Origin of the sequence: Propionibacterium australiense (assembly GCF_003666605.1) — a bacterium.
GTDB lineage: Bacteria > Actinomycetota > Actinomycetes > Propionibacteriales > Propionibacteriaceae > Propionibacterium > Propionibacterium australiense.
In genome coordinates this window covers 52,072-72,112 of sequence record NZ_RCIV01000004.1, presented here as the reverse complement: position 1 = coordinate 72,112, position 20,041 = coordinate 52,072, and the positions used below count along the sequence as shown (strand labels likewise).

Sequence of the window (20,041 nt, the reverse complement as noted above, 5' to 3'; positions counted from 1 at the left end):
CCGCAGCACCCCACTCGCGCGAGGCGCCCCTCTGGCTCGCCGGCCCCCGGGACGGGCGCCGCGCCCGGGGAGCGGTTCAGGCCGCCTCGCCCGACAAGGAGGTGAGCACGTCGTCGAGGTCGTCGGGTTTGACGAGCACGTCGCGGGGCTTGGAGCCCTCCGAGGGGCCGACGACGCCGCGCGTCTCGAGGATGTCCATGATGCGTCCGGCCTTGGCGAAGCCGATGCGCAGCTTGCGCTGGAGCATCGAGGTGGACCCGAGCTGGAGTTCCACGACCTGCCGACAGGCCTCCAGGACCAGGTCGAGGTCGTCTCCGATGTCCTCGGCGACCTTCTTCTCGCTGGCCGCCGGGACCGTCACGTCGTTGCGGTACTGGGGTTCCAGCTGCGCCTTGACGTGCTCGACGATTTCGCGGACCTCGTTCTCGGTGACCCAGCTGCCCTGGACGCGTTTCGGGTTGGCCGCGCCCATCGGCAGGAACAGGCCGTCGCCCTGGCCGACGAGACGCTCGGCGCCGGTCTGGTCGAGGATGACCCGTGAATCGGTGGCCGAGCTCGTGGCGAAGGCCAGTCGGGAGGGAATGTTGGCCTTGATGAGGCCGGTGACCACATCGACCGATGGGCGCTGGGTGGCGAGCACCAGGTGGATGCCGGCGGCACGGGCCAGCTGGGTGATCCGGACGATCGACTCCTCCACGTCGCGCGGGGCGACCATCATGAGGTCGCTCAGCTCGTCGACGACCACGAGCAGGTACGGGTACGGCGCGAGTTCCCGCTCGGAGCCGGGCGGCAGCTGCACCTGGCCGGCGCGCACCGCCTTGTTGAAGTCGTCGATGTGCCGGAATCCGAAGGCGGCCAGGTCGTCGTAGCGGTGGTCCATCTCCTGCACGACCCATTCGAGGGCCTGGGCCGCCTTCTTCGGGTTCGTGATGATGGGCGTGACCAGGTGCGGGATGCCCTCGTACTGGTTGAGTTCCACGCGCTTGGGGTCGACGAGGATCATGCGGACCTCGTCGGGTGTGGCGCGGACCATGATCGAGGTGATCATCGAGTTCACGAAACTCGACTTGCCCGAGCCGGTGGCGCCCGCGACGAGCAGGTGCGGCATCTTGGCGATGTTCGCCAGGACGACCCGGCCCTCGACGTCCTTGCCGAGGCCGACGATGAGCGGCCTGTCGCTGTTGCGGGCCTGGGGGCTGCGCAGGACGTCGCCGAGCGAGACGACCTCCTTGTCCTTGTTCGGGATCTCGATGCCGATGGCGGATTTGCCGGGGATCGGCGACAGGATCGTCACGTCGGGTGAGGCGACCGCGTAGGCGATGTTGCGCTGCAGCGCAGTGACCTTCTCGACCTTGACACCGGCACCGAGCTCCACCTCGTACTGGGTGACCGTCGGGCCGCGCGTGTAGCCGGTCACCTGGGCGTCGATGCCGAACTCGCCGAACACGGACTGCAGGGCGTCGACGAGTTCGTCGGAGGCCGCCGTCCGTGCCCTGGGGGCCGATCCGGGCTTGAGCAGGCCGAGGTCGGGCAGCGTGTACTGCACGTCGCCGGACAGCTGCAGCTGCTCGACGCGCGAGGGCATCTGAGCGTGCTCGGGCGCGGGCAGACCGGTCTCGTCCTCGTCGCTGTGGGCACGATCCCGAGATCCGGCGGCCGGCAGCGGCAGCGAGTGCTGTTCCGGCTCGGTGGCGGGTTCCTCGACGGCGGTCTTCGCCGCGGGCCCGGGATCGGCGAAGGCCTCCGCGTCGAAGACCTCCTCGGGCTCGGCGGCGGGCTGCCGGGGCTTCTTCTGCTTGCGGGCCCGTGGCCCGTGCTCCTCGATGATCGGGGTGTCGTAGGCCTCGTCGACGCCGTACTTGAGGGCCTTGCGTTCCTGGCGGGCGGCCATGGCCCTGTCGCGGCGGTCCTGGGCGCCCGAGAACGCGTCCCGGAGCTGGTCGACGATCTCGTAGATCGGCTTGCCGACGATGACGAGCAGGCCGAACAGGGCGACGAAGAACAGCAGCACGCCGGCCAGCCAGGCGGGCATGAGCTGGTTGAGCATGGAGCTGGAGATGTAGCCGATGATGCCGCCGTGGGCGCGCATCCGGTCCGCGGCGGAGGGATCGGGCAGCGGCGACTCGGTGATGTTGACCAGGCCCAGCAGGCCCATGAGGAAGAGCGTCCAGCCGACGACCTGGCGTCCGGCGGGGCCGTTGGCCTCGGGGTCGCGCAGCGTGCGCCACGCCATGGCGCCGAGCAGGAAGGGCAGGGCGAAGCTGACGGCGCCGAAGATGGTGCTGCAGACGATGCGGATGCCGTGGCCGAACGCGCCGGGTACGCCGAACCAGAACTCGGCGGCGACGACGATGGCCAGGACCAGCAGCCCCAGTCCTGCACCGTCGCGGCGCAGGGCGGGGTCGATGTCCCGGGCGGATCGGCCGATCCGGCGCACCCCGGAGCCGAGTGCACTCGCGATGCCCGACCAGACCACACCGAGCGCGTGGAACAGCGGGTTCGGGCGCGAGGCAGTACTCCGCGCCCTGCCCTTGGAGGACCTGGCGCGGGTGGACTTGGACTTACTGCCCCCGCCAGTGCGCGCACCCGCAGCCCGGCTCGTCGTCTTCGGGGAACGCTTCGAGCCGTTGTGGGCGCCGGACCGCGACGGGGAAGACACGCGGCTCGCCATGGCGCTCAGGGTACTCGCTGCCCCGGGCAGCTGCCAGCCCACGCGCCGGTCGGCGGCACGGGCTCAGGACCTGAAGTGCTCCCAGCCGCCGCTGTCGGCCACCCACGCGCCACCATCCACGGTCACCCTGGGCGTGCCGTTCTCCTCGGCCTCGCGCACCAGCCCGATCTCGACCCATTCGGAGGGCACCGTCCCGGGCGGGAAGGTCGCGGCGAGCGCATGGTCCTCTCCCCCGGTCAGGACGAATCCGAGGGGATCCTTCCCGGTCGCCGCGGCGACGGCCTGGACCGGATCGGGCACCTCGAAGGCGTCCGATCGCAGGTCGATGCGCACGCCCGAGGCCTCGGCGATGTGGCCCAGGTCGGCGATGAGGCCGTCCGAGACGTCGAGCATCGCGGTGGCGCCGGCCAGGGCGGCCTGCCGACCGGCCCCGTAGGGCACCAGGGGGACTCGCTGGGAGTCGACGGCGGCGCGGGGGCTGCGGAAACCGCGCCCGAGCGCCGCCAGACCCGCCGCGGCCCAGCCGAGACGGCCCCGGTAGGCGACGACGTCACCGGGCCGGGCGCCGTTGCGCAGGACTGGTTCGCGGCCGGCGGTCTGGCCGATGGCGGTGACGCAGATGGTGACGTCCCGGGCGCCGGTGGTGTCGCCGCCGACGAGGGTCAGCCCGGCGGCATCGGCCTCGGCCCGCAGGCCGGTGGCGAAATCGTGGACCCACTGGACGGGAAGGTCACCCGGCACACCGAGCCCGACGGTCATGACGAGCGGGGTGGCGCCCATGGCCTCGAGGTCGGCGGCGTTGACGGCCGCGGCCTTGCGGCCGATCTCGGTGCCGCTGGACCAGTCGCGGCGGAAGTGCACTCCTTCGACGAGCATGTCGGTGCTCGTCACCGCCGAGCCGTTGATGAGATAGACGGCCGCGTCGTCTCCGGGACCGACCGCGACCGCGGGCGGCATCGACAGACCCCGGACGATGTCGGCGATGATGCCGAACTCGCCGACATCTGCGACGGTGCGGACATGGGATGATGTGCTGCTCGGCATGCGTCAACGCTAGCGTGATCGTCTCCGTGGCTCACGCATGGACCCGCCGCACGTCGCAACGGGCTCAGCGCAGGACCGAGGCGGGGCGGGCCAGCGCCTGGTCGACGAGCGCGTCCACGAGAGCCGGGTACTCGATGCCGGTGGCCCGCCACATGCTCGGGTACATCGAGTACGGGGTGAAGCCGGGCATCGTGTTGATCTCGTTGACCAGCACCTGGCCGTCCGGCTGGACGAACACGTCCACGCGCGCCAGGCCCTCGCAGTCGAGCGCCTCGAAGCAGGCGACGGCGATCTCCCGGACGCGTTCGGCGACGTCGGCGGGCAACTCGGCCGGGACCTGCAGCTCGACCTGCTCCTCGGGCAGGTACTTGGCGTCGAAGTCGTAGAAGCCGTCATCGGTGTGCATGACGATCTCGCCGGGGCGCGAGGCGCGGGGCGCCGAGCCGACGGCGCCGAGCACGCCGCACTCGATCTCCCGGGCGCCGACGACGCCCTGCTCGACGACGACCTTCGGGTCGGCGGCGCGTGCCAGCTCGATCGCCGCGGCGAGCCCGGCCGGATCGGTGACCCGGCTGATGCCGACCGAGGAGCCGCCCCGGGCCGGTTTGACGTAGACGGGATAGCTCAGCGCGGTGTTCACGCGGTCGAGGCAGCCCTGGCGGTCGTCCCGCCACTGGCCGGGTGTGATCGCCACCCACGGCACGAGCGGCACCCCGGCCTGCTCGAAACAAGTGCGCATGAAGGCCTTGTCCATACCGTTGGCACTGCTCGTGACGCCGCAGCCGACGTAGCGCAGACCGAGGATCTCGAAGTAGCCCTGGATGCAACCGTCCTCGCAGTAGGCGCCGTGCATGACCGGGAAGGCCACGTCGATGCGGACCGAGTCGGTCATGCGGTCACCCTCGAGGGTGGCCAGGTGCACTCCGTCCGGCTCCCGCGTCATGATGGCGCGGGGACGGTCACCGTCGACGGACGGCAGCCGGCCGTCCTCGATACGGAAGGATCTGATCTCCTCGGCGCCATAGCGATGCCAGACGCCCTGCGCGTCGATGCCGACACCGTGCACCTCGTAGCGGGACGGGTCGAACGCGCCGAGCACGCCGGCGGCCGTCAGGCACGAGACCTCGTGCTCGCTGGACTGACCGCCGAAGACGACGGCGATCGTGATGCGCTCATCAGCACTCATCGGGGGATTCCCTTCTGCAGGACGGTTCAAGCCTATCGGCCGGGCAGCGACGCCGCGTCGGCTCGGGGCCGTTGACCGCTCAGCGAACGGCCTGTTCGACCGGCACCCGGCAGCCGCGGCCGGGATGCCAGCGCCCGGCCGGCGCCTTCTCGCCCCTGACCAGCTCGACCTGGGCGCAGATGGCGTCCATGATGCGCACGGTGGCCTCACGGACCGCCGCACGATCGTGCTCGCCGCGACCGGCCAGGTCGGACAGGTCGACGGCGGCCCCGGCCCGCACGGTGACCTCGGTGCGTCCGATGAGGTGCGCCCGGCGCTTGTGCCGCGGGGGGACGATGAAGTTCGCGCCCCACTGCCCGAGTGGAACGACGGGGGCGCCGGTGGCCAGCGCCAGCCTGGCGGCCCCGGTGTGACCGGCCATCGGCCACTCGTCCGGATCGTAGGTGAAGGTGCCTTCCGGATAGACCACGACGGCCCGCCCCGCGTCGAGCATCTGGCGGGCCGCGACGAGCGAGTGGGCGGCCCGCGCCGAGCCGCGTTCGACCGGGATCTGCTCGATACCGCGCAGCAGGGCGCCGACGCCGGGAGCGGTGAAGAGATTGGCCCGGGCCAGGAAGTGCGGCCAGCGCCCGGCGTAGACGGTGTAGTGCCCGACGACCACGGGGTCGAGACTGCACAGGTGATTGGGCGCCAGGACGAGGGGCCCGGTGTCGGGAATGTTCTCCTGACCGGCGTAGCGGAGCCGGCACACCGGTGCCAGCAGCGCACTGGCCATGGGCGGCAGCGCCGCGAAGAGGCGCGTCGTGGGCTCGTTGTTGGCCCGCCCCAGCCTGCCCCGGTAGGGGCGGGAGGCCGGGGCACTCAGCACTGGTCTCACCGTGTCAGGCCCCTGGTGCGGTCCCCTGGCAGTCCGCCGGCATCAGCCGCGGACGTCGACGGGCGCGGACGGACCGGTGGCGAGCGACTGGATGAGGTGTTCCGGCGTGGTCGGCTTGAAACGCGGCCGGCGTGCCTCGTAGGCAGCGATGTCCGCCTCGTGCTGCAGGGTGATGGCGATGTCGTCGAGTCCCTCGAGGAGACGATGCCGGGTGTAGTCGTCCAGGTCGAAGCCGTAGGAGCCGTCACCGGCCTCGATGGTGCGGCCGAGGAGGTCGATGGTGAGGGGGCGGCCCGGTTCGTCCTCGCAGAAGGCCCACAGTTCCTCGACGACCTCCTGCGGCACGGTGGCCAGCAGCAGCCCGGCCTTGCCGCAGTTGCCCCGGAAGATGTCCCCGAAGCGTGACCCGATGACCGCCCGGAAACCGTAGTTCTGCAGGGCCCAGACGGCGTGCTCGCGGGAACTGCCGGTGCCGAAGTCGGGCCCGGCCACGAGGATCGAACCCTTCTTCCAGGCCGGCTGGTTGAGGACGAAGCCGGGATCGTCGCGCCATGCGCTGAACAGGCCGTCCTCGAAGCCGGTGCGCTGGATGCGCTTGAGGTAGACCGCCGGAATGATCTGGTCGGTGTCCACATTGGACCGGCGCAGCGGGACCGGGACACCGGTGTGCGTCGTGAACTTCTCCATGTCGGCTGCTCTCCTTCAGTCCAGGTCCGCCGGGGTCGACAGATGGCCGGCGACGGCGGTCGCCGCGGCGACCGCCGGGCTCACCAGGTGGGTACGGCCGCCCTTGCCCTGGCGGCCCTCGAAGTTGCGGTTCGAGGTGGACGCGCTGCGCTGGCCGGGGTTCAGCTTGTCGGGGTTCATGCCCAGGCACATCGAGCAGCCGGCGAAGCGCCATTCCGCGCCGGCCTCGGTGAAGACCCGGTCGAGGCCCTCCTCCATCGCCTGCTGACGCACCGCGGCCGAGCCGGGCACGACGAGCATGCGAACCGAGTCGGCGATCCTCCGTCCCCTGATGACCTCGGCCGCGGCCCGCAGGTCCTCGATGCGTCCGTTCGTGCACGAGCCCAGGAAGACCGTGTCGACGGCGATGTCGCGCATCGGGGTGCCCGCCGTGAGGTCCATGTACTCCAGGGCGCGGGCGGCAGCGGCGCGGGCCGATTCGTCCTCGAAGTCCTCGGGGAAGGGAACCCGGTCGTCCAGGGGGACGCCCTGACCGGGATTGGTTCCCCAGGTGACGAAGGGGCTCAACGCGGAGGCGTCCAGGTGGACCTCCTTGTCGTAGACGGCGTCCGGGTCGGAGGGCAACGACCGCCAGTACTCGAGGGCCTCATCCCAGGCGGCGCCCGTGGGGGCGTGCGGGCGGCCCTTGAGGTAGGCGAAGGTGGTCTCGTCGGGGGCGACCAGGCCTGCCTTGGCGCCCCACTCGATCGACATGTTGCAGATCGTCATGCGACCCTCCATCGACATCTTCTCGATGGCCTCGCCCCGGTACTCGACGACGTGACCCTGGCCACCGCCGGTGCCCTCCTGCGCGATGAGGGCGAGGATGACGTCCTTGGGGGTGACACCGGGGCCCGGCTCGCCGTCGATGAACACGCCCATGGTCTTGTGCCGGGCCTGGGGCAGGGTCTGGGTGGCGAGCACGTGCTCGACCTCGCTGGTGCCGATGCCGAACGCCAGGGCGCCGAACGCGCCGTGGGTGGCGGTGTGGGAGTCGCCGCAGACGATCGTCATGCCCGGTTGGGTCAGACCCAGGCTGGGGCCCATGACGTGGACGATGCCCTGTTCCCCATCGCCCAGACGGTGCAGCGGCACGTTGAACTCGGCGCAGTTCTCCCGTAGCGTCTTCACCTGGAGGGCGGAGACCGGGTCGGCGATCGGCTTGAGGATGTCGATCGTGGGGACGTTGTGGTCCTCGGTGCCGATGGTCAGGTCCGGACGGCGTACCGTGCGGCCGGCAAGACGAAGACCCTCGAACGCCTGCGGGCTGGTCACCTCGTGGATGAGGTGCAGGTCGATGTAGAGCAGGTCGGGCTCGCCGTTGCCCGCCCGGACCACGTGGTCATCCCAGATCTTCTCAACGAGAGTTCTTGCCATGGGGGACAGCCTAATCCTTGCCATATCAAAATTCGAGATGGTAGTCTCACTTCATGGACAAATCGAGTGGTGTCGGGGTTCTTGACAAGGCGGCTCTGGTTCTCTCCGCCCTTGAACAGGGGCCGATGACGCTGGCCGAACTCGTCCAGGCCACGAGCCTGGCCAGGCCAACCGCTCACCGACTGGCCGTCGCCCTCGAGCACCATCGTCTCGTCGGGCGCGATCTGCAGGGCCGCTTCGTCCTGGGTCCGCGCCTGGTCGAACTGGCATCGGCAGCCGGTGAGGATCGCCTGCTGGCGACTGCCGGCCCGATCCTCGCCCGACTGCGTGACATCACCGGTGAGTCCGCTCAACTGTACCGCCGCCAGGGCGACATCCGCATCTGCGCCGCCGCGGCAGAACGGCCCAGCGGGCTGCGCGACACGATTCCCGTCGGCGCCCAGCTGACGATGAACGCGGGTTCGGCCGCCCAGGTGCTGCTCGCCTGGGACGAGCCGGAGCGCATCGCCGCGACCCTGCCCAGCGCCAGCTTCTCGGCGATGGCCCTGACGACGGTGCGCCGCCGCGGCTGGGCCCAGTCGGTCGGCGAACGTGAGGCCGGCGTCGCCTCCGTGTCCGCTCCCGTGTGTTCCCCCACGGGCAAGGTCATCGCCGCGGTCTCGGTCTCGGGCCCCATCGAGCGTCTCACCCGCCAGCCCGGCCGCCTGCACGCGCCGGCCGTCATCGCCGCCGGGGAGCGGTTGTCGGAGGTGCTGCGCCGGGCGCACGGCGACGAGTGATCCCAGGGCGCGGTCCGCTCACAGCACCGGCTCGTCGCTCAGCAGACCGACGGTCAGGTGATAGGCCTCGGGCAGGCGTGTCCCGTCGCTCCATTGCATCTGGATGCCGAACAGCTCGCGCACCAGGTGCACGACGTCGCCGCCAATCGACTCGATCGAGTACATGAGGTGCTCTGGGCGGGCGCAGGGCCGCCCGTCGAGGCGGGTGCAGCGCTCGCACAGCTCGCAGGATCCGGCCAGCAGGGGCACCGCCCCGGGATGGCCGGCCCGCAGCACGACGAGACGGTGCCGCAGCCGCCGTTTCTCCCGGGCGAACAGGGCGATGACCTGCGACCGCAGGTCATCGGGGTCGACATGGCGCCCGCGCTGCTCGGCGCCGAAGGTGATGGTACGGGTGATGACGTGGAACCACTGCCGGCTCGTCCAGATGCCCAGCGGATCGAAGTCGAACTCCGGGCAGGCCCAGGTGCGTCCATGGGCCGGGCACCCGCGGCAGTACTCGAGGAACCGCGGCACGTCGACGAACCGCTCGATGCACTGCGCCGTGCCGATCGTGCGCTGCTCGTCGTGGACCGCATAGTCCAGCATGGACCCAGGCTAGGCCGCGGCGGATCGGGCGTTCAACGGAGCCTCCGCACGAGCGGAGGGGCCGGCTCGCAGTGGACCGGCCCCTCGTTCCCTGGTAGCCCCGAGCGGATTCGAACCGCCGTTTCAGCCTTGAGAGGGCCGCGTGCTAGGCCGCTACACAACGGGGCCAGGATCTGTGTTCACTTGTGACCGGGCCTCACCAGCCCCCGAAAGGCTAGCGTCCCGAGAGCCGCGTCTCAAACCGGCCGGGCCGAGAACACTGCTCTGGCTGGGGTACCAGGACTCGAACCTGGACTGACGGAACCAGAATCCGTAGGGCTGCCAATTACCCCATACCCCATCGACTCGGCGGGTCTCCCCGCGTCGGCGACGGACCAGAACTCTAGTGTATGCACGCACCAAGAATCAAACCAGGGTCTGGTCCGTTGCACGACGCACCGCGAGAAGGCGCGCCACGAGCACCATGAGGGCACCGCTGATCACGTACGCGACGAGGTTGAACGCGGTCGTCGACCAGCTGGTCTCGGTGAGCTGGCGGGTCTTGGTGAGCGTGCCGGCGGCGATGGCGTAGCAGAAGCTGCTCACATTGTTGGCGGCGTGCACGGCGATCGAGGCCTCCAGCCCCCCGGTCGCAACGACCATGCCCGCGGCCACCAGACCGAAACCCAGACGGTCGGCGAACAGGGCCGCGTTCTGCGTGCCGTGCATGAGGGCGAAGACCAGTGCACTGGCCCCCACGGCGATCCAGCGGCGCCCGGTGAGCGCACCGACCGCCTGCTGCACGTAGCCGCGGAACAGGAACTCCTCGCCGGCCGCCTGCAGAGGTGAGGTGAGCACGACGAGCAGCACCCACAGCCAGGCGCGGGAGGGCGGGTCGGTGTCCCACTCCCGACCGATGCGGCTGAGCAGATAGACCCCGTTGAGGACGACGAGACCGACCACGACTCCGATCCCGAGCAGGGCCGGACGCAGGCACCCCTGGACCGAGCAGAGCCAGCCCGGGGCGCGCCCGTTGATCCAGCGGGCGACGGCCAGGACGACGAGCGTCACCGCGGCCAGCGCGAGATTGACGACGGCCACGCCCTCGACGACCCCGTAGGAGGCGACGCGCGCATAGCCCTCGGAGAACGAGCCATCGCGCCCGCGGGCGAGCCATGAGACAGCGCTGCCGGCGTACATGAGCAGCGTCGTGACGACCAGGTAACCGAACGCCACCGTGATGAGGCCGAGTGCGGCCCGGGTGCGGCAGCTGGCAGAGCCGTCGATCATCACCTCGGTGTAGCCGGCACCGGCGGCGGGGACACCGGGCCGGACGCCGACGAGGGGCTCGGGGACGGGCGGGGACTGGGACGCGGGACGCCGGCGCACCGGCTGGCCGTTCACCGCCCCGCCGCGCCCATGGACCTGCCGAGTGGCGCGCCGCTGGGCCGCGGGCTGCTGGTGGGACCGCCCCCGACTCCTCCTGCTGCCGCTCACCGGGCCTCGGGCTCGCCGGGATCGAAGCTGTGATCGTCGGCGGCATCGATGACCGGATTGGTCAGGGTGCCGATCGACTCGATCTCGACGCTGACCTGCTGACCGGCTTCCATCGGGCCGACCCCGACGGGGGTACCGGTGAGGATGACGTCACCGGGCAGCAGGGTCGTGAACGCCGAGACGTACGAGATGAGCTCGGCGATGGGGTGGACCATGTCGGCGGTGTTGCCGTCCTGACGCAGCTGACCGTCGACGCTCGTCCGGATGCTCAGGTGCCCTGCACCGGCCAGGTCGACGTGGGCCGCGATCCATGGCCCGAGCGGACAGAAGCTGTCGAATCCCTTGGCTCGCGTCCACTGGCTCTCGGCACGCTGGATGTCACGCGCGGTGACGTCGTTGGCGCAGGTGAAACCGAGGATGACCTCGCCGGCTCGTTCCGGCGGGACCTGGCGGCAGATGCGTCCGATGACGACCGCGAGCTCGCCCTCGTAGTGCAGGTCACCGGTCTCGACCGGCTTGACGATGGGTTCACCGGGACCGATGACGCTCGTATTCGGCTTGAGGAAGAGCAGGGGCTTCTCGTCCACCTCGTTGCCGAGTTCCGCGGCGTGCTCGGCGTAGTTGCGGGCCACCGCCACGACCTTGCTGCGCGGGATCACCGGCGCGAGGAGTCGCACCTCGTCGAGCCGGTGGCGGGCTCCGGTGAAGTTGACGGGGCCGGCGAGCGGGTCACCGCTGATCGTGGCGATCGTGTCCGGGTGCTGGCCGCCGTCGGCCTCCAGTTCAACGATTCCATAGGCCGGATCCGCCCCGGCCGTGGCGAAACGGGCGATACGCATGGGCCCAATCTATCCCGTGGCCCGATGACGAGGGCATGCGCGCGACCCGGCCCCCGCCCGGGACCCGTGCCGCCACGTCGACCCCGCCGCGGTTCAGGTCTCGAGGTCCTGGCCGCAGCCCTTGACCAGCCCGTACACGAAGGCCTCCGTCAGGGCCTCCCAGCTGGCCTCGACGATGTTCTCGCCGACGCCGACGGTTGTCCAGGTGCGCCCGTGGCAGGACGTGTCGATGAGCACCCGCACCGTGGCATCGGAGCCGCGACCGGGCCGGATCAGGCGCACGCGGTAGTCGGCGAGTTCGTAGTCCTTCACCTGCGGATGGACACCGTCGAGCGCACGGCGCAGCGCCTGGCCGAGGGCCTTGACGGGGCCGGTGCCGGCACCGGTGCAGGACCGGTGAGCGCCGTCTGCGATGATCCGGACGACGGCCTCGGCAGGGGCCGTGGCCTCCGGCCCCTCGCCCTGCTGCCCGGTCATGACGCGCCAGCCGAGCACCGTGAAGGGCGGCGTCACGAGTTCGCCGCGCATGCGGCGCACGAGCAGTTCGAAGCTGGCATCGGCGGCCTCGTAGGCATAGCCGCGGGTCTCGCGTTCGTGAACGGCCCGGGCGACCTCACTGACGACGGCCCGGTCCGCCAGGTCGAGGCCGAGCTGGGCGCCGGCGACCTGGATGTTGGCGCGCCCGGTCAGGTCGGAGACGAGCAGCCGCATGTCATTGCCGACGCTGCGGGGATCGACGTGCTGGTGGAGATCGGCGTTGACCCTCATGGCGGCCGCGTGCGGACCCGCCGGGTTGGCGAAGGCGGACTCCCCCACGTAGGGCTGGCGGGGGCAGACCGGCTGAGCCGTGATCTCGCCGACCACCCGCGCCGTCCGCGTCAGTTCCCGCAACTGCTCAGCAGTGACCACCGGCCACCCGTACTTGAGTTGCAGATCGGGGATCAGGGTCGTCACGTCCGTCGTGCCGGCACGGGCACCGTAGCCGTTGACGGCGCCCTGGACGTGGACGGCACCGGCGCCGAGCCCTGCCAGCGAGTTCGCGACGGCGCATCCGCTGTCGTTCTCGCAGCGGATCCCCAGGTCGACGCCGATCGACGTGGTGGCCGAGACCGCGTCGGCGATCCAGTCCGGCAGCATGCCGCCATTCGTGTCGCACAGCACGACGGTGCGGGCACCGGCCTCGGCCGCGGTGCGCACGACCTCGAGGGCGTATGCCGGGTTGCGGGCGAAACCGTCGAAGTAGTGCTCTGCGTCGACGATGACCTGTTTGCCCTCGGCGACCAGATGCCTGACGGTGTCCGAGAGCATCATGAGGTTCTCGTCCAGGCTGGCCCGCAGCCCCTGGCCGACGTGCAGGTCATGAGCGGTGGCAGTGACGGTCACGAAGCGCGTGCCGACGTCCCGTAGCACGGCGATCTGCGGATCATCCGCTGCGACAGTGCCGGGACGGCGCACCGAGCCGATGGCGACGAGGCTGGCGCTGCGCAGCGGCACGCGGGCCGCCCGCGCGAAGAACTCCTTGTCACGCAGGGAGGCCGCCGGCCGGCCCCCTTCGATGAAGGCGACGCCGATGACGTCGATCCGTTCGAGCACGCGGATCCGGTCGTGCAGCGTCAGCGGCACGCCGGCCCGCTGGGCGCTCGCGCTGAGGGTCGTGTCGTACAGCTCCAGCGAGTCCGGGCGCAGCGGAATCATCGTCGACCTGACGGCAGTTCACTCATCGGGGAAGGTACGCGAACCGGACTCAGCAGACCTGCTGCATCCAGCCGCGCGTGTCCTCGACACGGCCGTACTGGATGTCGAGCAGCATGTTGCGCAGGGCGATCGTCTTCCCGCCATCGGCGGGCACGGGCACCTCGTGGCGTCCCTCCTCGTTGACGAGGCTGCCGATGGGGGTGATGACCGCCGCGGTGCCGCAGGCGAACATCTCGCTGATGGTGCCGTCTGCGACTCCGGCGTAGACCTCGGCGATGTCCACGGGGCGCTCGACCGGTTCGAGACCGGCCTCGGGCGCCAGGGCGAGCAGCGAGTCGCGGGTGATGCCCGGCAGGATGTTGCCGTTCAGCGGGGGCGTGACGAGCTTGCCGTCCGAGGTGACGAGGCAGACGTTCATGCCGCCCAGCTCCTCGAGCCAGCGGTGCTCGGCGTTGTCGACGAACATGACCTGGCTGCAGCCCTTGTCGTAGGCCAGTTCCTGGGGCAGGAGGCTGGCCGCGTAGTTGCCTCCGCACTTGGCCTCACCGGTGCCACCGTTGGCGACTCGGCTGTAGTGCGACTCGACCCAGATGTCGACGGGGACGATGCCGCCGGTGAAGTAGACGCCGACCGGGGAGGCGATGACGGCGTAGCGCACCTGGCGGGCCGGGCGGACGCCGAGGTAGGCCTCGCTGGCGATCGAGAATGGCCGCAGGTAGAGGCTCTGCTCGTGCCCGGACGGGACCCAGCCGGCGTCGATCCTGACGAGTTCGCGCACGGAGTTGACGAAGTCCTCGACGGGCAGCTGCGGCAGGGCCACCCGACGGGACGAGTTGGCGAAGCGCTGACCGTTGCTCTCGGGGCGGAACAGCCAGATCGAGCCGTCGGCGTGCCGGTACGCCTTGAGCCCCTCGAAGACCTCCTGCGCGTAGTGGAAGACCGCCCCGGCCGGCGTCAGCGCGTAGTCGTTGACCGGCTCGATCCTGGCGTCCGTCCAGCCCCTCTCCTGGTCCCAGTCGATGACGGCCATGTGATCGGTGAAGTGGGTGCCGAAACCGGGATCCTCGTTGATCGTCGCGATGTCCTGTTCGCTGGTGGGAGCAGGCGTGCGCTGGGTGCTGAACGTGAGTGCCATGGCCAACAGGTTAGTCCGCGAGCACCCCGCCCCGGCAGCGGGTTCACCTGCCGACCGTCGCCCCGGCGGGCGGGACCGCAGGCCCGCCGAATCCCCGGGCACGGGAACCGGGGAGCGGCGCGGATGAGACCGTGAGCCCGGCGTCGTGAGCTGACCTTACTCTTGGGCTCATGACTTCTCATCGTGCATCCCTTGCGGTGATCCCCGGCGACGGCATCGGCCCCGAGGTCGTCGAACAGGCCCTCAAGGTACTCACCGCGGCCTGTGGGGAACAGGCTTTCGACCTCACCCACTACGACCTGGGTGCACAGCACTGGCTCAGGACCGGTGAGGTCCTCGACGACGAGACGCTGGCCGGCCTCGCCCGGCACGATGCGATCGTCCTCGGCGCCGTCGGCGCCGCACCGGGATCCTCGCAGGTGCCCTCGGGCCTGCTCGAACGCGGCCTGCTGCTGAAGCTGCGTTTCTCCTTCGACCAGGACGTCAACCTGCGTCCGGCCCGTCTGTACCCGGGCGTGCCCACCCCGCTGGCCTCATCGGTCCTCGACAAGGGCCCGATCGACTTCGTCGTCGTGCGGGAGGGCACCGAGGGGCTGTACGCGGGCAACGGCGGCACGCTGCGCAAGGGCACGCCCAACGAGGTCGCGACCGAGGTGAGCGTCAACACGGCGTTCGGCGTCGAACGCGTCGTGCGCTATGCCTTCGACCTGGCCGCCACCCGCCGCAAGAAGGTGACGCTCGTGCACAAGCACAATGTGCTGGTCAATGCCGGCGGCCTGTGGCGCAGGGTCGTCGAGGAGGTCGCCCGGGAACGACCCGATGTCGAGCACGACTATCTTCACGTGGACGCCGCGACGATCATGCTCGTCAGTGAGCCGCAGCGCTTCGACGTGATCGTCACCGACAATCTGTTCGGCGACATCCTCACCGATGAGGCCGGCGCCGTGACCGGCGGCATCGGCCTGGCACCCAGCGCCAACATCAACACCGCCGGCGAGTTCCCCTCGATGTTCGAGCCGGTGCACGGTTCCGCCCCGGACATCGCGGGTCGGGGCATCGCCGACCCCACCGCTGCGATCAGCTCGATGGCCCTGCTGCTGCGCCACCTGGGCCGGCCCGCGGACGCCCAGCGCATCGACGACGCGGTGAGTGCCGACATCGCGGCGCACCGCACCACGCCGCGTTCCACGAGCCAGATCGGTGACGCGATCGCGGCCGCACTGGGCTGACCCTGCCGGGTCTGCACGACCGCGCACTAGGCTTGATCCCATGCGCACCAGGGACCGCCACGAGCGGGGCATTCGCGGGCCCATGGCCCTGCCGAATGATCTGACCGATCATCCCTCGCGCGTGCCATCACGACCGCGCCGCCGCGAGTACTTCATGCTCTGCGTCCGTGACGCCATCGCCCGCATCGCCGAGCACTGTCCCGACGTCGTCGACTCCATCGACATCGGCGTCGATGAGGTTCCCGATGCACGGACCCTGTGGCACGACCTGGGTGAGCACGACACCGTGCCCCTCGCCGCGGCGATCGAGTCGCCCCAGAGCCAGCACGCACGCATCGTCATCTACCGCCGTCCGCTGGAGCACCGGGCACTGGACCGGTCCGATCTGTTCCCGCTCGTCCACGAGACACTCGTCGAGCAGATCGTCGCACTCACCGGGCGCAGCATCGACGAGATCGACCCCGAGGGCGGGTACTGATCCCGAGCCGCACGTCACACGGCACGACGACGCAGCTTGCGCCGTTCTCGCTCCGACAGGCCTCCCCAGATACCGAAGCGCTCGTCGTGGGTGAGGGCGTACTCGAGGCACTCGCCACGCACCGAGCATGCCTGGCAGACCTTCTTGGCCTCGCGCGTGGAACCGCCCTTCTCGGGGAAGAAGGCCTCCGGATCGGTCTGCGCGCAGAGGGCATTGTCACGCCAGGAGAGCTCGCCGCCCTCACTGAGGTCCACCAGCGACAGCTCGCGCATCCGCACATCCTCTCCATCCGATCGGCGGACCACCGACATGACACTGGACACCATCTCGCAGAAGCTGGTCCGGCCCACCACGAGTGGACCGGCGAACCACGTCAGCGGAATTACATGGATGAAAGCTACCATGCAGGCCGTTTCGCCGCATGTCGAAGAAGATTCAAGCAACCGCTTGGCTGGACGATGTCATCCCCGTCCTGCCCCTCCGAATCCCACCTGACCAGGGATTTCAGGTAATACAAGAGTCAATTCATTCAGCTCTGAGAGAATTCCACCCCCTAGGGGTCTGCTGAGGGTCGGGTGGCTGCTGACCGGCTGCGAGCTGCCCGGCCGTCAGCCATGGCACGGACGGCCTCGGCGCGTCCTGCTCCGACTCACCTCCCGGACGGGACGGACCGCGGGCGCCGGACCCGCCGTCCTGCTCCAACTGCGGACCCTGCTCACCCGGATCGTGACCCGGTCCCCCAGGAACCATGGTCGCGGCATCAGCGGCCCTGCCCCAGGTACGCCCGGTGGCCTGCTCCGGAGCCCACACCGCACCCTGGGCCGGGACGGGATCACCGACAGCCCGGTCACCCGAATGCGCTCTGGCCGCCAGGAGCCGCCACAGCACGACGGCCGCAGCGATCTTGGCCGCCACCTCGAGCAGCCCGCCGATCGTCTCGAGGACCCGGGAGAAGACCGGGGCCTCGGCTCCGAGCACACCCACGGCGAGGATGAGGACGTCATAGCAGGCGGCCACCGACATGATGACCGCGGCGGTGCGCGTCAGCGCCCTGGCCCTGCCGATGGCCGCCGTGCCGAAGATGCAGACCAGGACCATGGTGACGTCGACGAGTGCCCACACGAGCGGGACGGCCGCCCCGGCCTGCCGGGCCGCGGCCGACAGACTCATCGATTCGTGCGTCATGCTCCAGCCGAGCCGCACACCACCGAGCACGAGGTAGGCCACCGTGACGGCGAGGACGAGCCAGGCGATCGGTTCACGCATTCGCAGCAACGTCCCGAGGACCCCGCCCCTGGACCGGCGGGGCCGATCAGGCGAGTTCGGCACCGTACTGCTCCTTGACGAGTCCGACGAGGGCCTTGACCTGCTGGGAGTCCGACAACGGGCAGACGAGAGTGGCGGTCGCGGTCCGGACGACGGCCATGTCCCTCAGTCCTGAGACGGCCAGCACCGACTGGCCGGGGTCGGCGTTGACGAGCAGGCATCCCGTACTGCCGGAGGCGACCACATTGCCCTGGGTGACATTGCCGTCACCGTCCTGACCGAGCTCGGCGTGCAGATCGGCGAAGCTCCCGACGTCCGCCCAGCGGGCGGTGAGGGCGACACCGATGACGTGGGCCCCGGTCCTGCCCTGACTGACCGGTTCCATGACGGCGAAGTCGACGGAGGTCTTGAACAGCTCGGGGTAGATCCGCTCGATCCGGTCGGGATGGGCGGCGAGCTCGGTGATCTTCTCGTAGCTGTCGGGCAGCAGCACGCGCACCTGGTCGAGCAGGCTCGCAGCACGCCACACGAACATCCCGGCGTTCCACCAGTACTGCCCGGAGGAGACGTACCGGGCCGCCAGTTCGGCGTCCGGCTTCTCCTTGAACTCGACGATCCGGGCCACGTCGGTGAACCCCTCGACGAATTCACCGCGGTGCAGATAGCCGTAGCCGGTGTGCGGCCCGGTGGGGACGATCCCGAAGGTGACGAGCGCCTGGTCGTCCGCCTCGGCCACATCGAAGGCCGTGATCAGGCGGGACGCGAACTCCTCGACGGGTTCGATGATCTGGTCTGCGGTGACCGTGGCGACCACGGCGTCCTCGTCCCGCCGGGCGAGCACGGCGGCGGGCCAGATGACGGCGTTGAGGGAGTCCCGGCCGACGGGCTCACCGAGGAGATTCTCGGGACGCAGCTCGGGCAGCTGGGCGGCCACCTCGGTGGCATAGGCCGCACCGGTGCACACGAGGACGTTCTCCGGGGCGACGACGGAGACGACCCGCTCGAAGGCCAGCTGCAGCAGGCTGCGGCCGTTGATCATCTTGAGGAGCTGCTTCGGCTCGCCCTGGCGACTCAGGGGCCACAGCCTGGTGCCGGAACCGCCGGCCATGATCACTGCGTATCTCACGCGTTCACCATAGGACCGTGCCGGGCCGGCACCCCGCAACCACGCGGCGCCACGCCGATCATCGGAGCAACCGGAAGGGTAAACCCTTAGCAAACCCCTAGGAAATACCTGAGGATTGCCTCAGGGTCTCGGGTATCGTTCGCCCCAGGACCGGCGTGCACCGGTCCTGCCGGTGGCATGGCGCGCCGTGACGGCGATCCGCTCTGGTCGTCGGCTCATGCCGCTAGGTTAGGTGCCATGGCTGACAGCAGGGACGAATCAAGCCGCCGGGAGGATCTGGACTGGCTCTACCACCGGGCTCCCGGCGACGAGGCGACGAGGACTCCCCCGGCGGCTCCGGCCACCAACATAGCCAATGACGCCGACATCAGCCGTCGCGAGCAGGCGTTCCTGGAACAGCACCGCCGGCAGCAGGCCGCGCAGGGCCGGTCTGCGCCGACGAGCCGGTATCCCCGCCAGCAGGGCCGGCCGGCGGCCTCGGGTTGGACGCGCCCCACCCGTGAGGACATCCGGCGTGAACCCGTCCCGGCTCCCGCTCCGGCCCCGGGACGCCGTGGCCGGCCGGCGAGGCCCCGGCGCAGGGGCCGTCGGCTGCGCCGCACAGTCCTCACCCTCGTCCTGGCGTGGCTGGTCTTCACGATCGCCACCCCCGGGTACGCCTGGGCCCAGATGGCGACGGTCGACTGGGAGCCCGCCTACGCCGACCGGATCGCCAACCAGCCGGGCTCGGCGATCCTGCTCGTCGGCTCCGACTCGCGCGAGGGCCTCAGCGACGAGGAGAAGGCCGAGCTGGGCACCGGCGATGCCGAGGGGCAGCGCACCGATTCGATCATGCTGCTCTACACCCCCCTGTTCGGTGACGCGGTTCTCATCTCGATCCCCCGCGACTCCTATGTGAGCATCCCCGGCTACGGCATGGGGAAGATCAACGCCGCCTACAGTTACGGCGGCCCGCAGCTGCTCACCCAGACCGTCGAGCAGGCCACCGGCATGCGCATCGACGGTTTCATGGAGGTCGGTTTCGCCGGCTTCGCCGCCATGGTCGACGCAGTGGGCGGCGTCGACGTCTGCCTGGACGAGCCGATGGCCGACGAGAAGGCGAACATCGACCTGCCGGCCGGGTGCCAGACGCTCGGCGGATCCGACGCGCTCGGCTACGTGCGCCACCGCTACGGCGACTCGGAGGGCGACCTGGGACGCGCCCGGCGTCAGCGGGAGGTCATCGCGCAGATCGCCACCAAGCTCAAGACGCCGTCCACCGTGCTCAACCCGGTGAAGTGGTGGCGCATCAACATGGCCATGTCGGGTGCCGTCAGCCGTGGCGAGGACATGGGGCCGCTCACGATGGGGGCCATGGCGCGGGGGGTCCTGTCGGTCGCCGGTGGCGGCGGGACGAGTCTGCAGGTGCCGCTCGAGACGGCGGAGGGCTGGTCCGCGGACGGCCAGTCCGTCGTCATCTGGGACAGCGAGCGGGCCTCGGCCATGTTCGGGGAGCTGTCCGAGGGGGACACGAGCAACATCGCCCAGTACGCCGACTGAGCACCGCCAC

18 protein-coding genes and 2 tRNA genes are annotated in these 20,041 nt (G+C 70.3%); 4 read left to right on the top strand and 16 right to left on the bottom strand.

The window, feature by feature from the left end; genetic code table 11:
* Positions 1-76: 76 nt before the first annotated feature.
* From D9T14_RS05085 to leuC, 6 genes are all read right to left on the bottom strand, one after another.
* Entirely contained in the window at positions 77-2,671 is a 2,595-nt protein-coding gene (locus tag D9T14_RS05085; protein WP_119161202.1) for a DNA translocase FtsK, read from the bottom strand.
* Between the two features lie 63 nt (positions 2,672-2,734).
* Positions 2,735-3,715: a thiamine-phosphate kinase gene (locus D9T14_RS05080; RefSeq protein WP_119161201.1), complete on the bottom strand. Its 981-nt coding sequence runs from the start codon at positions 3,713-3,715 to the stop codon at positions 2,735-2,737.
* Between the two features lie 64 nt (positions 3,716-3,779).
* Positions 3,780-4,901 (bottom strand): D-alanine--D-alanine ligase family protein, encoded by a 1,122-nt coding sequence (locus D9T14_RS05075; protein WP_119161200.1) that lies wholly within the window; start codon positions 4,899-4,901, stop codon positions 3,780-3,782.
* Between the two features lie 79 nt (positions 4,902-4,980).
* Positions 4,981-5,769 (bottom strand): lysophospholipid acyltransferase family protein, encoded by a 789-nt coding sequence (locus tag D9T14_RS05070; protein WP_119161199.1) that lies wholly within the window; start codon positions 5,767-5,769, stop codon positions 4,981-4,983.
* Positions 5,770-5,820: 51 nt separating this feature from the next.
* A complete protein-coding gene (leuD, locus tag D9T14_RS05065; protein WP_119161198.1) occupies positions 5,821-6,465 on the bottom strand; it encodes a 3-isopropylmalate dehydratase small subunit in 645 nt (214 codons plus the stop codon).
* A gap of 15 nt (positions 6,466-6,480) precedes the next feature.
* Entirely contained in the window at positions 6,481-7,881 is a 1,401-nt protein-coding gene (leuC, locus tag D9T14_RS05060) for a 3-isopropylmalate dehydratase large subunit (RefSeq protein WP_119161197.1), read from the bottom strand.
* A gap of 53 nt (positions 7,882-7,934) precedes the next feature.
* Here leuC and D9T14_RS05055 point away from each other — a divergent pair, with 53 nt between their 5' ends.
* On the top strand, positions 7,935-8,660 hold the full coding sequence (locus D9T14_RS05055) for an IclR family transcriptional regulator (RefSeq protein WP_119161196.1): 726 nt from the start codon (positions 7,935-7,937) through the stop codon (positions 8,658-8,660).
* Positions 8,661-8,678: 18 nt separating this feature from the next.
* On the opposite strand, the gene D9T14_RS05050 is transcribed toward D9T14_RS05055, so the two are convergent.
* From D9T14_RS05050 to D9T14_RS05020, 7 genes are all read right to left on the bottom strand, one after another.
* Positions 8,679-9,248, bottom strand: coding sequence for a DUF2284 domain-containing protein (locus D9T14_RS05050; protein ID WP_119161195.1), 570 nt, complete (start codon positions 9,246-9,248; stop codon positions 8,679-8,681).
* A 92-nt stretch (positions 9,249-9,340) separates the two neighbouring features.
* Positions 9,341-9,416, bottom strand: a tRNA-Glu gene (locus D9T14_RS05045).
* Between the two features lie 97 nt (positions 9,417-9,513).
* A tRNA-Gln gene (locus D9T14_RS05040) sits at positions 9,514-9,588 on the bottom strand.
* Positions 9,589-9,653: 65 nt separating this feature from the next.
* Positions 9,654-10,631, bottom strand: coding sequence for a CPBP family intramembrane glutamic endopeptidase (locus tag D9T14_RS05035; protein WP_119161194.1), 978 nt, complete (start codon positions 10,629-10,631; stop codon positions 9,654-9,656).
* A gap of 89 nt (positions 10,632-10,720) precedes the next feature.
* A complete protein-coding gene (locus tag D9T14_RS05030) occupies positions 10,721-11,563 on the bottom strand; it encodes a fumarylacetoacetate hydrolase family protein (RefSeq protein WP_119161193.1) in 843 nt (280 codons plus the stop codon).
* A gap of 93 nt (positions 11,564-11,656) precedes the next feature.
* The gene (gene cimA / locus D9T14_RS05025; RefSeq protein WP_119161192.1) at positions 11,657-13,258 is read right to left on the bottom strand and encodes a citramalate synthase; all 1,602 of its coding nucleotides are present in this window, start codon (positions 13,256-13,258) and stop codon (positions 11,657-11,659) included.
* A 49-nt stretch (positions 13,259-13,307) separates the two neighbouring features.
* Entirely contained in the window at positions 13,308-14,393 is a 1,086-nt protein-coding gene (locus D9T14_RS05020) for a branched-chain amino acid aminotransferase (RefSeq protein ID WP_119161191.1), read from the bottom strand.
* A gap of 170 nt (positions 14,394-14,563) precedes the next feature.
* On the opposite strand from D9T14_RS05020, the gene D9T14_RS05015 reads away from it, so the two are divergent.
* Together D9T14_RS05015 and D9T14_RS05010 are read left to right on the top strand one after the other, a co-directional pair.
* Complete coding sequence (locus tag D9T14_RS05015; protein WP_119161190.1) at positions 14,564-15,622, top strand: 3-isopropylmalate dehydrogenase; 1,059 nt, start codon at positions 14,564-14,566, stop codon at positions 15,620-15,622.
* Between the two features lie 40 nt (positions 15,623-15,662).
* Positions 15,663-16,100 (top strand): metallopeptidase family protein, encoded by a 438-nt coding sequence (locus tag D9T14_RS05010; protein WP_119161189.1) that lies wholly within the window; start codon positions 15,663-15,665, stop codon positions 16,098-16,100.
* 14 nt (positions 16,101-16,114) lie between these two features.
* Here D9T14_RS05010 and D9T14_RS05005 read toward each other — a convergent pair whose 3' ends face one another.
* From D9T14_RS05005 to D9T14_RS04995, 3 genes are all read right to left on the bottom strand, one after another.
* Positions 16,115-16,372: a WhiB family transcriptional regulator gene (locus D9T14_RS05005; RefSeq protein ID WP_170175725.1), complete on the bottom strand. Its 258-nt coding sequence runs from the start codon at positions 16,370-16,372 to the stop codon at positions 16,115-16,117.
* Between the two features lie 253 nt (positions 16,373-16,625).
* Positions 16,626-17,366 (bottom strand): hypothetical protein, encoded by a 741-nt coding sequence (locus D9T14_RS05000; protein ID WP_119161188.1) that lies wholly within the window; start codon positions 17,364-17,366, stop codon positions 16,626-16,628.
* A 46-nt stretch (positions 17,367-17,412) separates the two neighbouring features.
* A complete protein-coding gene (locus D9T14_RS04995) occupies positions 17,413-18,492 on the bottom strand; it encodes a mannose-1-phosphate guanylyltransferase (RefSeq protein WP_119161187.1) in 1,080 nt (359 codons plus the stop codon).
* A gap of 237 nt (positions 18,493-18,729) precedes the next feature.
* On the opposite strand from D9T14_RS04995, the gene D9T14_RS04990 reads away from it, so the two are divergent.
* Positions 18,730-20,031, top strand: a complete 1,302-nt coding sequence (locus D9T14_RS04990) for an LCP family protein (protein WP_119161186.1) — start codon at positions 18,730-18,732, stop codon at positions 20,029-20,031.
* Positions 20,032-20,041: the final 10 nt, after the last annotated feature.

What these genes read in the sequence shown, in the direction of transcription:
- D9T14_RS05085 (WP_119161202.1), bottom strand. Translation starts at nt 2,671, where the DNA reads ATGGCGAGCCGCGTGTCTTCCCCGTCGCGGTCCGGCGCCCACAACGGC.
- D9T14_RS05080 (WP_119161201.1), bottom strand. Translation starts at nt 3,715, where the DNA reads ATGCCGAGCAGCACATCATCCCATGTCCGCACCGTCGCAGATGTCGGC.
- D9T14_RS05075 (WP_119161200.1), bottom strand. Translation starts at nt 4,901, where the DNA reads ATGAGTGCTGATGAGCGCATCACGATCGCCGTCGTCTTCGGCGGTCAG.
- leuD (WP_119161198.1), bottom strand. Translation starts at nt 6,465, where the DNA reads ATGGAGAAGTTCACGACGCACACCGGTGTCCCGGTCCCGCTGCGCCGG.
- leuC (WP_119161197.1), bottom strand. Translation starts at nt 7,881, where the DNA reads ATGGCAAGAACTCTCGTTGAGAAGATCTGGGATGACCACGTGGTCCGG.
- D9T14_RS05055 (WP_119161196.1), top strand. Translation starts at nt 7,935, where the DNA reads ATGGACAAATCGAGTGGTGTCGGGGTTCTTGACAAGGCGGCTCTGGTT.
- D9T14_RS05050 (WP_119161195.1), bottom strand. Translation starts at nt 9,248, where the DNA reads ATGCTGGACTATGCGGTCCACGACGAGCAGCGCACGATCGGCACGGCG.
- D9T14_RS05030 (WP_119161193.1), bottom strand. Translation starts at nt 11,563, where the DNA reads ATGCGTATCGCCCGTTTCGCCACGGCCGGGGCGGATCCGGCCTATGGA.
- cimA (WP_119161192.1), bottom strand. Translation starts at nt 13,258, where the DNA reads ATGATTCCGCTGCGCCCGGACTCGCTGGAGCTGTACGACACGACCCTC.
- D9T14_RS05020 (WP_119161191.1), bottom strand. Translation starts at nt 14,393, where the DNA reads ATGGCACTCACGTTCAGCACCCAGCGCACGCCTGCTCCCACCAGCGAA.
- D9T14_RS05015 (WP_119161190.1), top strand. Translation starts at nt 14,564, where the DNA reads ATGACTTCTCATCGTGCATCCCTTGCGGTGATCCCCGGCGACGGCATC.
- D9T14_RS05010 (WP_119161189.1), top strand. Translation starts at nt 15,663, where the DNA reads ATGCGCACCAGGGACCGCCACGAGCGGGGCATTCGCGGGCCCATGGCC.
- D9T14_RS05005 (WP_170175725.1), bottom strand. Translation starts at nt 16,372, where the DNA reads ATGCGCGAGCTGTCGCTGGTGGACCTCAGTGAGGGCGGCGAGCTCTCC.
- D9T14_RS05000 (WP_119161188.1), bottom strand. Translation starts at nt 17,366, where the DNA reads ATGCGTGAACCGATCGCCTGGCTCGTCCTCGCCGTCACGGTGGCCTAC.
- D9T14_RS04990 (WP_119161186.1), top strand. Translation starts at nt 18,730, where the DNA reads ATGGCTGACAGCAGGGACGAATCAAGCCGCCGGGAGGATCTGGACTGG.